12 protein-coding genes are annotated in these 13,490 nt (G+C 63.0%); 4 read left to right on the top strand and 8 right to left on the bottom strand.

The annotated features are described in order from the left end of the window. Positions 1–4: 4 nt before the first annotated feature. The 7 genes from ACN9MU_RS01625 to ACN9MU_RS01595 all read right to left on the bottom strand — a co-directional run bounded on the left by ACN9MU_RS01625 (position 5) and on the right by ACN9MU_RS01595 (position 8,833). Positions 5–1,423 (bottom strand): glycoside hydrolase family 19 protein, encoded by a 1,419-nt coding sequence (locus ACN9MU_RS01625; protein ID WP_426344029.1) that lies wholly within the window; start codon positions 1,421–1,423, stop codon positions 5–7. Between the two features lie 15 nt (positions 1,424–1,438). Next, positions 1,439–3,970 (bottom strand): chitinase C-terminal domain-containing protein, encoded by a 2,532-nt coding sequence (locus tag ACN9MU_RS01620; RefSeq protein WP_426344028.1) that lies wholly within the window; start codon positions 3,968–3,970, stop codon positions 1,439–1,441. Positions 3,971–3,983: 13 nt separating this feature from the next. Then, on the bottom strand, positions 3,984–5,000 hold the full coding sequence (locus tag ACN9MU_RS01615; RefSeq protein ID WP_426320075.1) for a cupin-like domain-containing protein: 1,017 nt from the start codon (positions 4,998–5,000) through the stop codon (positions 3,984–3,986). Between the two features lie 62 nt (positions 5,001–5,062). Continuing rightward, positions 5,063–6,931, bottom strand: a complete 1,869-nt coding sequence (locus ACN9MU_RS01610; RefSeq protein ID WP_426344027.1) for a glycosyl hydrolase family 18 protein — start codon at positions 6,929–6,931, stop codon at positions 5,063–5,065. A 228-nt stretch (positions 6,932–7,159) separates the two neighbouring features. Then, the gene (locus ACN9MU_RS01605) at positions 7,160–7,867 is read right to left on the bottom strand and encodes a substrate-binding periplasmic protein (RefSeq protein WP_426344026.1); all 708 of its coding nucleotides are present in this window, start codon (positions 7,865–7,867) and stop codon (positions 7,160–7,162) included. 40 nt (positions 7,868–7,907) lie between these two features. Continuing rightward, positions 7,908–8,261: a carboxymuconolactone decarboxylase family protein gene (locus ACN9MU_RS01600; RefSeq protein ID WP_426344025.1), complete on the bottom strand. Its 354-nt coding sequence runs from the start codon at positions 8,259–8,261 to the stop codon at positions 7,908–7,910. Positions 8,262–8,305: 44 nt separating this feature from the next. Then, on the bottom strand, positions 8,306–8,833 hold the full coding sequence (locus tag ACN9MU_RS01595; RefSeq protein ID WP_426166857.1) for a PadR family transcriptional regulator: 528 nt from the start codon (positions 8,831–8,833) through the stop codon (positions 8,306–8,308). A 139-nt stretch (positions 8,834–8,972) separates the two neighbouring features. On the opposite strand from ACN9MU_RS01595, the gene ACN9MU_RS01590 reads away from it, so the two are divergent. Together ACN9MU_RS01590 and ACN9MU_RS01585 are read left to right on the top strand one after the other, a co-directional pair. Further along, positions 8,973–10,994 carry an FAD-dependent oxidoreductase gene (locus tag ACN9MU_RS01590; RefSeq protein WP_426344024.1) on the top strand — a complete coding sequence of 674 codons (2,022 nt, stop codon included), beginning with the start codon at positions 8,973–8,975 and terminating at the stop codon, positions 10,992–10,994. Positions 10,995–11,005: 11 nt separating this feature from the next. Further along, positions 11,006–11,431: a nuclear transport factor 2 family protein gene (locus ACN9MU_RS01585; protein WP_426320070.1), complete on the top strand. Its 426-nt coding sequence runs from the start codon at positions 11,006–11,008 to the stop codon at positions 11,429–11,431. Here ACN9MU_RS01585 and ACN9MU_RS01580 read toward each other — a convergent pair. Beyond that, on the bottom strand, positions 11,415–11,858 hold the full coding sequence (locus ACN9MU_RS01580; RefSeq protein ID WP_426172356.1) for a MarR family winged helix-turn-helix transcriptional regulator: 444 nt from the start codon (positions 11,856–11,858) through the stop codon (positions 11,415–11,417). The genes ACN9MU_RS01585 and ACN9MU_RS01580 overlap by 17 nt on opposite strands. Positions 11,859–12,005: 147 nt before the next feature. On the opposite strand from ACN9MU_RS01580, the gene ACN9MU_RS01575 reads away from it, so the two are divergent. Together ACN9MU_RS01575 and ACN9MU_RS01570 are read left to right on the top strand one after the other, a co-directional pair. After that, positions 12,006–12,869 carry an EamA family transporter gene (locus ACN9MU_RS01575; protein ID WP_426344023.1) on the top strand — a complete coding sequence of 288 codons (864 nt, stop codon included), beginning with the start codon at positions 12,006–12,008 and terminating at the stop codon, positions 12,867–12,869. Then, complete coding sequence (locus ACN9MU_RS01570) at positions 12,869–13,486, top strand: nitroreductase family protein (RefSeq protein WP_426344022.1); 618 nt, start codon at positions 12,869–12,871, stop codon at positions 13,484–13,486. The genes ACN9MU_RS01575 and ACN9MU_RS01570 overlap by 1 nt, the downstream gene beginning before the upstream one ends. Positions 13,487–13,490 lie beyond the last annotated feature (4 nt).

Here is a 13,490-nt window from a genome sequence, read left to right as displayed (position 1 = left end):
CACCTTAGTTGAGCGTGACATTCCAGTTGCGCTCAACGCACTTCACGTAATTGCCGGCGATAAGGGCGTTGTAAGGCGTCTGGTAGTTCACCAACTGGCACTGGTAATCGCCGCCGCTGTTCCAGTTCTTCTCCCAATAGATGTTGTAGGCGGCGGAACTGGACGGGCCAAAACGCTGCATCGTCGCGCACGATAGCTGCTCGCCCGCCACATTCCAGCCAAGATCCGCCGCGAACTGCCGGTAATAATCAATGCGGTTCTGCGCCGCCGGCTTTTCGCTGCCGGTACCGCATTCCGCATTGATGATCATGATCGTGGTGGCGAAGTTGTTCCCCGCGCCGGCGGAAATGTCGCTGGCGTTGGGAACCCAGCTTCCGTCGATCACATGCAGCATTGATGGCTTGGGCGGTTGCGGGTAGACGAAGAAGAACGTGGCAGAGGCAAGATTCAGCCAGGTCGACGCTACCTGGTCCGGATTTTTCAGCAGCACCGACTGGTCGCCGTTGAACATCACCTGCGAGAACGGCCCGTAGTTATAGTTGTACGAGAGCTGCTTGGCGCCGCGTCCGAAGTACTTCTTGTAGCTGCCATCGGCGTTCTTCCCGCAAGTCCAAACCGAGTTGAAGACCGGATCCGCACATTCCGTGTTGTAGCCGCAGCCTGGACCATCCTCGGTGCAGCCCAACTCGCGCAAGTATTTCAGCCCCTGCCGCCACTGCGGCAGGGGCAGGCTGGCATTGTGCTCGCCGGTCTCCTGCGCAAAGTGGGCGAACATGGTTGCCAGCGAATGGCGGCAGATGTTGTCGGCATTGCGGCCGTCGGTATAGTCGCCGCACACCGCCGGGAACTTTGCCACCGCCTGCAGGAAGCGCCGGTACTCATAGCTCGTTTCACGCAAGGAGAAGTAGTAGTCCCACTTCGCCGAAGACAGCAAACGTTCAACGCGCTTCACATTGGCCGGGTTGCTGGTCGATCCAGGCGTCACCGCTTCCACCGCTGCGTTGTCGAGTGTCCGGATCGACGCCTTGACGCTGCGGAAGAAGTCATTGTCAGTCAGCGCCTGCTCGCGCGCTTCCGCCTGCGCCTTGGTCGGTACGCCGCCTGGCTGCGTCGGCGGGTCGCCAGGGTCGGTGGGCGGATCGGTCGCCTCCCCGATGTATTTCCATGGACCCCAGGTGTCGGCCTGGCTTGGCGCATTCCCCTGTGTCCACCACTTCGCTTCGAATTGCTTGCTTTGGTAAATGGCGCACATGCCCGCCGTGTACACCTGGCTGGCGCTCCACGCCGGGCAGGAAGCGCTGGCGCTGGCCACCACGCCCTGCGCCAGCGTGCGCGCAGCGGCCGGAGTGTCGGCGCTGCCGCCCCCGCCGCAGGCGGAGAGCGACAGCGCCGCGGCAAGTGCCGCGTAAGTGAGAGTTCTCATGTCAGGTTCCCTCGCTCATTTGAGTGCCACCGGCAGGTCCGGATACTCTTCGCTCAGCGCATAACGCACGCCGTTCACCGTGATCGTGTAGGCGGAAGGCCCGCTGATCGGCAAGGTGTAGTTCAGCGTCAGCGAGACCGATGCACCCGGCGCCAGCGACTGCCAGGAAGGTATCGTGAACTTGGCGCGGTTGAAGTTGGCCTTGAAGCCGCCGATATTATTCGGCCCGGTGTAGCCTGCCTTGATGACGGTCAGCCCGTAACCTGACTGGTCGCTCATATTGGCCGGCGCCGATACCGGATAATCGAACTCCACTACCGAACCGCCCGGAATCGTGGTGGCGGTGTTGTTCGTCACCGTCATCACAGGATTGATCGGGTAGTTGCTGTCGCCCAGCTTCCAGCCGCCAAGAGAGATGCTGACCTTCGCGCTGCTGGTCGGCATGGCCGTTTCGGCGCGCGTTGCGCCATAAGGAGCGGCGCTTCGGAAGGCAGCAGCGATGTTGTTCGTGAGCGTGTAACCCATGAAGTATTCGCCCGCGCCACCGTTGCGCGCTGCGTTCCATGCGTAGTCGCCGGCCAGCTCCCAGATCATGATGCCGCCGATGCCGTTGTTCACGACGTAGCTGGTCTTGGCAGCGATGGATTGCGCCGTTTCGGTGGAAATGAAGACCTGGCGTGTTGCGTTCCACAGCCACGGCGCAGCCAGCGTCGCGCTGTATTGCGGGCTGTAGGTGCCGGTGATGGTCTTCTCGGTCACGCCGTAGGCATCGAGGTAGGACGGCACAATGGCGTTTTGCAGGTTGAGCGCATGCCATAGCGGGTTGCCGCCGCCAGGTACGGGCTTGCCATTGGTGTCCAGGTCATGCCAGACGTTGTCGATGCCGGTTGCGCCTTTGCCGCAAGTTTTCACGCCGGCGCAGGCGACGGTGTCGGTGACCACCGGGCTGGTGCCCCACAAGCCGTTGTTGCCGCCGCTGACTTCCTTCCAGCCGCGCGTGTAGTACGGCACGCCGATATTGATGCGGCCCGCCTGCAGTGCGCCACGGTAGTAGCGGTAGGCCCAGTCGACGTTCAGGTAGCCGATGCCGCCGTACTGGTAGGCATTGCCGGCTTTCAGCTCGCCGTCGTTGCCGTCGTCGAACAGCGGAGCGTTGGGACCGACATACTGGTTCCATCCGCCGTGCAGGTCATAGCTCATCAGGCTGGCGTAATCGAGGTACTTCAGGCCGGACAGGTTCTCCTCGCCGCGCAGCACCCACCCGGATGCGGAACCGGCGATCGTCAGCATGTAGTACTTGTTGTCCGCCGCCGCTGCTGCATCGAGCTTCTCACGCACGGTTTTCAGCAGCACGTTGTAGCTCTTCATCAGGCCTGCCAGCCTTGGCTTGGAGATTGGGAAGTCGAGCGGGTTGCCTGCTTCGTTATTGGTGGTCGGGTGCTCGTAATCGATGTCCATCCCGTCAAAGAAGGTGTACTGGCGCAAGAAGGCGACCATCGAATCGGCCAGGGTGTTGATACCTGCCGTGTTGATGCTGCCGTCCGAGTTGGTGGTGGCGGTGTAGAAGCCGCCGCTGCCTGCCCAGCCGCCGACCGACAGCATGATCTTCACGCCGGGGTACTTCTTCTTGTACTGCGCGAGCAGGTTGAAGTGGCCTTTGTATGGGAGGGACGGGTCCATCGCCGCAGCGGGGATGTTCGGCCAGGTAATGCCGGTCTCGGGGCTGCTCGCACCGCTGCCGATCTGCACCTTGTTGTCCGTTCCGACGCTGGCGAAGGCGTAGTTCACGTGGGTGATGTTTTGCCACGGGATGTCGTTGACCAGGTAGGACGGCTGGCCGTTAGCGCCGGTGCGCCAACTGGTGAAGTAGCCGACGATGCGGCGATTCAGGCCGTTTGCCAGTTTTTCGCGGCCGTTGGCGTCGTAAACGCTGCAGTATGGGACGTTCGGCACTGGCGAGGTCAAGCCGTCAGGGCGGCATGCCACTGGCGTTGGAGTGGGCGTAGGGGTCGGAGTCGGTGTCGGGGTGGGAGTTGGCGTAGGGGTAGGAGTCGGCGTCGGCGTCGGCGTTGGCGTGGACGTCTGCAGCTCCCACGGGCCGTTCACTTCCGTGCCCGGTACATTATTCTGCGTCCACCACTTTGCCTTGTAGACGGCGCCGTTATAAGTCGCACACATACCGGCGGTATAGACCGCGCTCGCGCTCCATGCAGGGCAATCCGGCGTTGGAGTCGGCGTTGGTGTTGGCGTAGGGGTTGGAGTCGGGGTTGGCGTAGTCGCCTGCACTTCCCACGGCCCGTACTGCTCGGCGCCAGGGACATTATTTTGTGTCCACCACTTCGCCTTGTACACGGTGCCGTTGTAGGTCACGCACATGCCTGCGGTGTATACCGCGCTGGCACTCCAGGCTGGGCAGGACTCAGAAACCGCAGCCGTCGCAAGTGTGCGGGCCGGCTGCGGGGCTTGGCCGCTATCGGTTCCGCCGCCGCAACCGGCAATGGCGCTGCCGACCAGCGCCAGCATCAGGTAATTCGGTCGAATATTCATGCTGTCTCCGTTATTAGAAATCGTGGTTATGCGGATAACTGCTGTAGAAATCGTTATCCCAGCGGAAGTGCGTCGCCGAGATCGTGAGTGAGATATCGAGCCCCTGGACGAAGTGCCACCAGCCGACCGGCAGGAACAGGATTTCGCCAGGCGCCAGCTCAACGTCGAGGACCGGAACGCCGGCCATCGACGGGAAGCGCTGCAGGTCGATGTCGCGGCCATCGACCGGAGTAAAGCAATGGCGCTGGTTCTGCAGCCTCGGTGTTTCGCAAGGCGCGATCAGCCGCACGCGCTTGCGACCCATCACCTGGATCATGAAATTGTTGGTGAGGTCGTGATGGAACGGCGTGATGGTCCCCGCCGGCCCAAGCCAGAAGAATCCTTTGCGTTCGCCATCCAGGTATTCCGGCAGCAGCGGCATGTCCTGCCACAGCTCGTCCAGGGCCTGCCGGTTGCGGCCGTCGTTATTGGCCGTCATGTAGAAGTCGTTGGTGCTGCCGCTGCTGCGCACCCGTTCCACATACTCGCCGAACGGCATATGGCGCTTGTGCGCGATGCTGTTCATTTCGTAGTCGGCATCGGCATTGCGGCCGAACTGCACTTCGACTTCCCGTTCGCCGAACTGCGCGGCCAACCAGTCCAGTGTCCACTTGCCGCGCGCTGGCCAGTCGTCCAGCATGCCGGTGATGATCACAGGCCGGTTGCACAGGTAGTGCTCGTGCAGGAAAACCTCGGTCGACAGGCGTTCGCGGCGCGGCACTTCCTGCGGCGCCATGCGGTTCAGGCGCGCCTGGATGCCGAGCAGCCAGTCGCGCTTGGCCAGCCGGTTATGCAGGCGCTGTACACCGTGCAGGTACGGACTGTTCATCGCAGCCGTGATTTCGGCTTGCGCGAGTTGGGGAGGAATGCCGGACTGGCCGAGGATGCCCGCCAGCGTCGCAGGAGAATGGCCCAGCATCAGGTTTTCGGCAATCCAGCGCCGCCATTCGTCGCTGATGCCAAGGGAATGCACCGTCGCACGACGTTTCATAAGCGTCTCCAAAAAGGGAAAAGCCGGCGGCGCTGGGCGCACCGCCGGCAAGGGATGGACGATTAACGTCCCTTCCAGACTTCGCTGGTCAGCGCACCGCTCGCATCGCCGTCCAGCTCCCACGAGAAGGCCCCGCGCAGGCCCTGGTCGCGGACGTATTGCATCTTGGTGCCGATCACGGTTGGATCGTCATAGCTCCACCATTCGCCGGTGCTGGTGTACAGGTACAACTGCTTGGTCACCGGGTGGTACCAGCGCTGGCCGGTCTTGTTGCGCAAGACCTTGTAGTCATCGATGCCGCCCTCGTAGGTGCCGCCAGCACCACCGCTGGCAGCCTGGTACAGGCCATTGGCATTCGGCCCTGCCGTGACGCCCTTCCAGCCGCGCCCATAGAACGGAATCCCGAGCAGGATCTTGTTCTTCGGCATACCGGCTGCGGTCAGCGTGGCGAGGGCATCGTTGGCGTTGTACTTGGCCAGGTTGCCGGTCGCCGGATCGGCCGGGTCGTGGTACAGCGGAGAATGGAAGTTGGTGCTCGATTCCCACGCGCCGTGGAAGTCGTAGGTCATCACGTTCACCCAGTCCATGTACTGTGCGTATTGGCCAGGTTCGGTGTTGGCGATCTTGTCGACGCCGGCGCCAATCGCTGCGGTCAGCGCATAGCGTTTGCCGTCGGTGGCGCCCTGCGCGTCAAGCTGCGCTCGGAATTCCGCCATCAGCAGCGTGAAGTTATGCTTGTCGTTGACCGCGTCGTAGGTGTTGTACGGCTGGCCGCCGCCGCCCGGGTATTCCCAGTCGATGTCGATGCCGTCGAACACGCCCTTGGCCGCGCCCGGTCCACCGCGCCCATCCTGGATCGGCAGGTCGCCGGCGATGAACATCTTCACGCAGGACTTGGCGAGCTGCTTGCGCAGTGCGTCGGTCTTGGCTGCGGCCGAGAAGAACTTCGACCATGACCATCCGCCCAGCGAGATGAAGACCTTCAGGTTCGGGTGCTGCTGCTTGAGTAGTTTCAGCTGCAGGAAGTTGCCGGAAAGCGGTGCGTCCCACGGCACGGACTGGCCGTTGACGGTGCGTTTCGGCTGGCGCTGGTAGTCGGCATAGGAATCGCCGCCGGTGCCGGCATCCGGCGAAGCTGGGTTGTCGTTGCCCACTTCGGCCTTCGTCACCATATCGCACTCGTAGCCGCCGTTCTTCTGATACACATTGCCGAAGGCGTAGTTGATGAAGGTGAGCTGGTCGGCCACGCTGGTCTGCACGCCGTTGACCGGCGTCTTCGTGGTGTGGATGTCCGCTACTTCGTAATCGCGGCCGTACACGCCCCACTGGGCGAAGTAGGAACCGATCTCGCGGCCGGTTGGAGTCGGCGTAGGTGTCGGTGCCGGAGTTGGCGTTGGTGTCGGCGTCGGCGTTGGAGTAGGTGTCGGGGTAGGCGTAGGCGTTGGGGTTGGCGTCGGAGTCGGAGTCGGCGTGGTCGACTGGAACTCCCAAGGCCCGTTCGGATCGGTGCCCGGCACATTATTCTGCGTCCACCATTTCGCCTTGTAGACCGAGCCGTTATAGGTGACGCACATGCCACCGGTATAGACCGCGCTGGCGCTCCACGCAGGACAATCCGGCGTTGGTGTCGGGGTTGGAGTAGGCGTTGGCGTAGTCGCCTGCGCTTCCCAAGGCCCGTACTGTTCTGCACCCGGCACATTGTTTTGCGTCCACCACTTGGCTTTGTACACCGTGCCGTTGTAGGTCACGCACATGCCCGCAGTGTAGACCGCGCTGCTGCTCCACGCCGGACACGTTTCCGCCACGGTGGACGTTGCGAGTGTGCGCGGCTGTTGTGAGGCCTGGCCGGTGTCGCTACCGCCACCACAAGCTGCCAGCAGGCTGCTCGTCAAACCGGCGACCAGAAAACTTCTTGAAACCCTTTGTTCCATGCTCCCCCTCCTTCGGTTGTGGTTGTCGGGCTAGGATGGGATTGGGACAATTGGTAGTCAAGTGGTTTTAATTAGTGCTGCCAATATAAGACCAGTTGCAAAAATGCATGTGCCCTGCGAGGGCTCAAAAAATGGCTGTTTGAGAATGAAAAGGGAGATGTTTCAAATGAGACATTCTGTTAAACGATGAATACCAGCATTCGGCTACTCGCCGAGTGGTATTACTGCTCAGCTGCCCGGTATGGACTTCTGGATGCGCTCGATGGTCCGATCGGCCTGCATTTGCCTCAGCACGCGCGTCAGCTCCGGCACCAGCGCCTCGTGCTTCCTGTTCACGTAGTGATAGACCGGAAAGGAAGACAGCGGCGGCTCCAGCACGGTAATGCCTTCCAGCTTCTGGCTGCGCACCACGGCCATGCCCGACGCGCGATGACCCAGCACCAGGTCCGTGCGCCCCATCATCAGCTTTTCGAAAGCCTGGTGCATGGTCGGCACCTGCTCAACCTTCATGCCCCTGGTGTTCTCCTGCGCGATCTTGTTCCCGCGCACAAAGCCCAGCGTATAAGGGCGCAGACTCTCCCACCCGTTGACCACGAATGAAGTACCGCGCGAAAAGATCACCAGCTCGAAGGTAAGCAGGGGGACGGGAACGATGACGAGGTTGGGATAGTCGCGGTCCAGGCCGAGCTTGCGATAAAGCTCGCCATCCATCTTGCCGTCATTGGCGTATACCAGCGAGCGCTCGCCGGGCAACTGGTGCACGACCAGCGTGCGGCCAATGCGCCGGTAGGCTTCGCGCAGCACCAGTTCGGAAATGGTGGCGGCAGGGTCGTCACCCACCAGGGTGGAGACGTTCGTCACCGGAAAAGCTTGTGCAGCTACCCAGGCCGGCAGCAGGCCAGACAGCGCAAAACCCAGCACGGCGCGACGACGCATTTCATCTCCAGGCAATCCCTTGACTGGAGCATAACACTGCCTACACTTTTTGTAGTTCCGAAAACTCCTGGTAGGCCGCTACGGCATTTGCCGCATACATGGCCACCGGGCCGCCGCCCATATAGATCGCCACGCCCAGTGCTTCGTGAACCTCCTGGACGGTAGCGCCCAAGCGGGCCAAAGCCTTGGTGTGGAATCCGATGCAGCCGTCGCAGCGCGCGGCAACGCCAACCGCCAACGCGATCAGCTCCTTGGTCTTGGGATCAAGCGCACCGCCCGCCATGGCAGCCTTGCCCATGTCGCTGAAGCCTTTCATTACTTCCGGCTGGGTCTTGCGTAGCTGCGCCAGGTTGGCCGATATGTCCTGGGTGAGGTCTTTGTAGTCGGTATCCATGCCCGGATGGTAGACGTCCTGCCTCCCCGGCGAAATGATCCAGGTCAGCTTTCCAGGATACGCAAGGCCTCGCGCGCCATATTGATGGCCAGCTCCTCCTGCGCGATACCGCCCTTCAGCAGCACGTATTGCAGCTTTCGTTCGCGCGAGTCGGATTCACTGGCGAAGTCCCGCTGCTCGAAACTCTTGTAGAGGGCCAGTTTCGCTTCGTGCAACGCCAGGTGGCGCCGCATTTCGTCCGCCAGCCCTGCCGGACCGATCGCCGCCTCGGCGCGGATGCGCACCATCAGGGCGTCGCGCTGGGGGCGGGGATCTTCGGCCTCGGCAACCCAGCGCCGCAGCTCGGCAGTCCCGGCCGGCAGTACGCGATAAGCGCGCTTGCGTCCCCGGCCCGTTTCGGCGGGCAGGGACTCGATCCAGCCGGCTTGCTCCAGGCGTGCCAGTTCGCGGTAAATCTGCTGGTGGGTGGCAGCCCAGAAGAATCCGATCGATTTATCGAAGCGCCGGGCCAGTTCCGAGCCGGAACCGGCTCGCTCGGACAGGGAGGTCAACAGCGCGTGAGGCAAAGACATGGCAGGAAACAATGAAAAAGATGCCACCATCTTGCCTCAGCAGCCCGAGGCGGACAAGCCACATTGTCTCTGCAACTAGTTGCAGAGACGCGGTAACCGGGCTATATTTATGCAACCAGTTGCATAAATGAGGACGCCAATGAACCGCTACCCACACCTGCTCGCCCCGCTCGACCTGGGCTTCACCACCCTGAAAAACCGCGTGATCATGGGTTCCATGCACGTCGGCCTGGAAGAGGAAGTCGATGGTTTTGAACGCATGGCCGCCTTCTACGCCGAGCGCGCACGCGGCGAAGTGGGCCTGATCGTGACCGGCGGCATTGCCCCGAACGAGGCGGGACGTCCGTGGAAGGCCGGCGCCAAGCTGACCACCACCGAGGAAGTGGCGCAGCACCGCAAGGTGACCGCCGCCGTGCACGCGGAAGGTGGCAAGATCGCCATGCAGATCCTGCACTTCGGCCGTTACGCCTACCATCCGAAACTGGTGGGCCCGAGCGCGATCAAGGCGCCGATCAACCAGTTCACCCCGCACGAACTCTCCACCGAAGAAGTGGCGGCGACCATCGAGGACTACGCCCAATGCGCCGTGCTGGCGCGCGAAGCCGGCTACGACGGCGTCGAAATCATGGGTTCCGAGGGCTACCTGATCAACGAATTCATCGCCGCCCGCACCAACCAGCGTACCGACGAATGGGGCGGCAGCTACGAAAACCGCATGCGCTTCCCGGTCGAAATCGTTCGACGCGTGCGCGAGCGCGTGGGCAAGGACTTCATCATCATCTACCGCCTGTCCATGCTGGACCTCGTGGAAGGCGGTTCCACCCTGGACGAAGTTGTGCAGCTGGCGCAGGCGGTCGAACAGGCCGGCGCCACCATCCTCAACACCGGCATCGGCTGGCATGAAGCGCGCATTCCGACCATCGCCACCAAGGTGCCGCGCGCCGGTTTCGCCTGGGTCACGAAGAACCTGATGGGCAAGGTCGGCATCCCGCTGGTCGCCACCAACCGCATCAACACGCCGGAAGTGGCCGAGGGCATCCTGGCCGATGGCGCGGCGAACATGGTGTCGATGGCACGCCCATTCCTGGCCGACGCCTTCTTCATGCAGAAAGCGCGCGAAGACCGCGGCGACGAAATCAACACCTGCATCGGCTGCAACCAGGCTTGCCTGGACCACACCTTCTCCGGCAAGATCACTTCCTGCCTGGTGAATCCGCGCGCCTGCCACGAAGCCGAGCTGGTGATTGCTCCTGCGCAGCAGGCCAAGCGCATCGCCGTGGTCGGCGCCGGCCCAGCGGGCCTGAGCTTCGCCACCACCGCAGCCTCTCGCGGCCATGACGTGACCCTGTTCGACGCCGGCAGCGAAATCGGCGGCCAGTTCAACGTGGCGAAAAAGGTGCCGGGCAAGGAAGAATTCAACGAAACCCTGCGCTACTTCGGCCGCCAGATCCAGCTGACCGGCGTCAAGCTGCACCTGAATACCCGTGTCGACGTGGCCGGACTGGCCGCGGGCGGCTTCGATGACGTGGTGCTGGCAACCGGCGTCACCCCGCGCACACCGGCCATCGACGGCATCGACCATCCGAAGGCCCTGGGCTACCTGCAGGTGCTGCGCGATGGCGCCCCGGTCGGCAAGAACGTGGCGGTGATCGGCGCGGGCGGCATTGGCTTCGACGTGTCCGAATACCTGACCCACGAAGGCAAGAGCGCCAGCCTGGTGCCGGAAAAGTTTTACGCCGAGTGGGGCATCGACAATGGCTACAAGGATCGCGGCGGGCTTCGCGCGCCGGAAGTGGAAGCCTCGCCGCGCAAGGTTCACCTGCTGCAGCGCAAGACCAGCAAGGTTGGCGATGGCCTGGGCAAGACCACCGGCTGGATCCACCGCACCGGCCTGAAAGCCAAGCGCGTGAACATGCAGTCGGGCGTCAGCTATGACCGCATCGACGATGCAGGCCTGCACGTCACGGTGGAAGGCCAGCAGCACGTGCTGCCGGTGGATAATGTGATTATTTGCGCCGGCCAGGAGCCGCTGCGCGAACTGCAGCAAGGCCTGCTCGACGCGGGCTGCAAGGTACACCTGATCGGCGGCGCCGACGTGGCCGCCGAACTGGATGCGAAACGCGCCATCAACCAAGGCACCCGACTGGCTGCCGCCATTTAAGGAGTAAGCCCATGCTGCTGCAACCGGCCGTTGCGGAATCGCTCGAACGCTGGCACAAGATGATCGCCGGCGGTGATTTGTCCACCCTGCCCTCCATCGTCGATGCGGATGCGGTGTTCCGCTCGCCGATTGCAAACAAGCCTTACGCCAGCCGGGAGGCGGTGGTGCTGGTGCTGAACACGGCTTACCAGGTGTTCGAGAACTTCGCTTATCACCGCCAGCTGGCGACCGACGATGGCCTGAGCGTGGTGCTGGAATTCAGCGCCAACGTCGGTGACAAACAGCTCAAGGGCATCGACTTCATTCGCTTCAACGACGCCGGCAAGATCGTCGAATTCGAGGTGATGGTGCGCCCGCTGAGTGGCTTGCAGGCCTTGGGCGAGGCCATGGGCGCGCGTATCGGCGCCCAGGTCGGCGCCTTCAAGACTCCAGCATAGCGAGCAGCTTGCGCAGCTGCGCGTCAAGCGCGGCTGAGCCATCGGCCCCGAACGGGGCCATGATGTTCTTCTCATTTTCCACGTGCGCCGCCACGGCGCGCTCGATCAGCTCCAGCCCTGCGGGGCTGAGCTGGACCAGCAGGCTGCGTGCGTCGGCTGGATTCGGCGCGCGCGTCACCCAGCCCTGCGCCTCCAGCCTTTGCAGGCGGTGCGTCATCGTCCCGGACGTCACCATGAGTTGCGAAAATAGCGCGGTCGGCGCCAGTTGGTGAGGTGCGCCAGACCGGCGCAGGGTCGCCAGCACGTCGAATTCCCAGTTACTGAGCCCAAATTGCTCGAATGTCGCGTCGAGCCGGCGCCGCATCAGCGCCGCGCAGCGGTTCAGGCGCCCGATCACGCCCATTGGTCCCACGTCCAGGGCGGGCATCTCCCGTGCCCATTGCTCCAGGATTAAATCCACTTTATCCACAGCCGTCTCCAGTTAGCTATCGGGACGATTATAACAATTTATCTCGACTTCAAGATAAATTTGCTATACTTCGATTTATCTCGATTTCAAGATACTTTTGCTGCCATGAAAAAATTCCCCTTAGCCGATACCGCGATCACCGCGCTGGCCCCCGTCATCTGGGGTTCGACCTATATCGTTGCCACCGAAATCTTGCCCGCCGGGCGTCCCTTCACCGCCGCCGCCGTGCGCGCCCTGCCGGCCGGCCTGCTGTTGGTGCTGTTCGCCGGCCGCATGCTGGCCCGCCATCTCTGGTGGCGCGTCGCCGTGCTGGCGGCGCTGAACATCGGCGCCTTCCAGGCTCTATTGTTCGTAGCCGCCTATCGCCTGCCGGGCGGCCTGGCAGCCGTGCTGGGCGCGATCCAGCCAATCGTCATCATGGGCTTGGCCTGGGGATGGGATGGACGCCGCCCGCAATGGGCCGCACTCGGCGCGGCTGCGGTGGGCGTGGCCGGCATGGCCGCCCTCCTGTTGTCGCCGTCCGCCCGCTGGGATGCCCTCGGCGTTGCAGCAACCCTGGCCGGCGCCCTGAGCATGGCTGTCGGCACCTGGCTGGCGCGCCGTTGGAAAACCGGCTTGCCGGTGGTTGAACTGGCCGGTTGGCAGCTCTTGCTCGGTGGCCTGATGCTCACGCCGCTGGCGCTGCTGGCCGATCCGCCGCTGCCTGCCTCGCTGGCTGCCAGCGAGATCCTCGGTTATGCCTACCTGACTTTCGTCGGCGCCCTGGTGGCTTACCTGCTGTGGTTCCGTGGCCTGAGCAAGCTGTCGCCGGTTGCCGTGTCCTCGCTTGGCCTGCTGAGCCCTGCAACCGCCGTCGTTCTCGGCTGGATCCTGCTCGGCCAGAAGCTTGGCGGCACCGCAATGATTGGCCTGGCCGTGGTGCTGGGCAGCGTACTCACTCTGCAACTTAAGCTGCAGGAGGCTAAATAATGTCTAACCCAATCAAGGACTTGATCGAATCCCGCGTCTCGGCCAACTATTTCGATCCGGCGGCGCCGGTCAGCGACGAGCAGGTAGCGGAGCTGGCGCGCTTGGCAACGCTGGCGCCTTCCGCCTACAACGTGCAGAACTGGCAGTTCATCGCCGTGCGCTCGCAGGAAGCGCGGGAAAAGCTGCGCGAACTGTCCTTCGGCCAGCAGAAAGTCGTGGATGCGCCGGTCACCTTCATCATCAGCGGTACCCTGAAGGTGCAGGACCAGGTGGCGGCGGCGCTGAAACCGGCTGTGGATAAAGGCATACTTATCCAACCCGTTGTCGACAGCTGGACCCGCATGGCGCAGGGTTCGATGGACGGCGACGAACGCGCCCAGCGTGATGAGGCCCTTCGTTCAGCCTCACTGGCTGCGATGACCATGATCCTGGCCGCCGAAGGCATGGGCCTCTCAAGCTGCGCCATGACCGGCTTCGATGCCCGGGCCGTGCATGCCGCCTTCGGCCTGGATGCCAATGAAGTGCCGGTCATGCTGGTCGCCGTCGGCCACGCCGCCCAGGGCAACTGGCCGCAAAAGCCGCGCCGTCCCCTGGGTGACGTGCTGCGCTACGCCTGATCAG

This window comes from Pseudoduganella sp. R-32 (assembly GCF_049913245.1).
Lineage (GTDB): Bacteria > Pseudomonadota > Gammaproteobacteria > Burkholderiales > Burkholderiaceae_D > Rugamonas.
Note: the sequence above shows the minus strand (reverse complement) of the source record. Positions and strands in the feature narration are given on the sequence as shown.

What these genes read in the sequence shown, in the direction of transcription:
- ACN9MU_RS01585 (WP_426320070.1), top strand. Translation starts at nt 11,006, where the DNA reads ATGCTGCTGCAACCGGCCGTTGCGGAATCGCTCGAACGCTGGCACAAG.
- ACN9MU_RS01610 (WP_426344027.1), bottom strand. Translation starts at nt 6,931, where the DNA reads ATGGAACAAAGGGTTTCAAGAAGTTTTCTGGTCGCCGGTTTGACGAGC.
- ACN9MU_RS01590 (WP_426344024.1), top strand. Translation starts at nt 8,973, where the DNA reads ATGAACCGCTACCCACACCTGCTCGCCCCGCTCGACCTGGGCTTCACC.
- ACN9MU_RS01605 (WP_426344026.1), bottom strand. Translation starts at nt 7,867, where the DNA reads ATGCGTCGTCGCGCCGTGCTGGGTTTTGCGCTGTCTGGCCTGCTGCCG.
- ACN9MU_RS01575 (WP_426344023.1), top strand. Translation starts at nt 12,006, where the DNA reads ATGAAAAAATTCCCCTTAGCCGATACCGCGATCACCGCGCTGGCCCCC.
- ACN9MU_RS01620 (WP_426344028.1), bottom strand. Translation starts at nt 3,970, where the DNA reads ATGAATATTCGACCGAATTACCTGATGCTGGCGCTGGTCGGCAGCGCC.
- ACN9MU_RS01595 (WP_426166857.1), bottom strand. Translation starts at nt 8,833, where the DNA reads ATGTCTTTGCCTCACGCGCTGTTGACCTCCCTGTCCGAGCGAGCCGGT.
- ACN9MU_RS01625 (WP_426344029.1), bottom strand. Translation starts at nt 1,423, where the DNA reads ATGAGAACTCTCACTTACGCGGCACTTGCCGCGGCGCTGTCGCTCTCC.
- ACN9MU_RS01580 (WP_426172356.1), bottom strand. Translation starts at nt 11,858, where the DNA reads ATGCCCGCCCTGGACGTGGGACCAATGGGCGTGATCGGGCGCCTGAAC.
- ACN9MU_RS01600 (WP_426344025.1), bottom strand. Translation starts at nt 8,261, where the DNA reads ATGGATACCGACTACAAAGACCTCACCCAGGACATATCGGCCAACCTG.
- ACN9MU_RS01570 (WP_426344022.1), top strand. Translation starts at nt 12,869, where the DNA reads ATGTCTAACCCAATCAAGGACTTGATCGAATCCCGCGTCTCGGCCAAC.
- ACN9MU_RS01615 (WP_426320075.1), bottom strand. Translation starts at nt 5,000, where the DNA reads ATGAAACGTCGTGCGACGGTGCATTCCCTTGGCATCAGCGACGAATGG.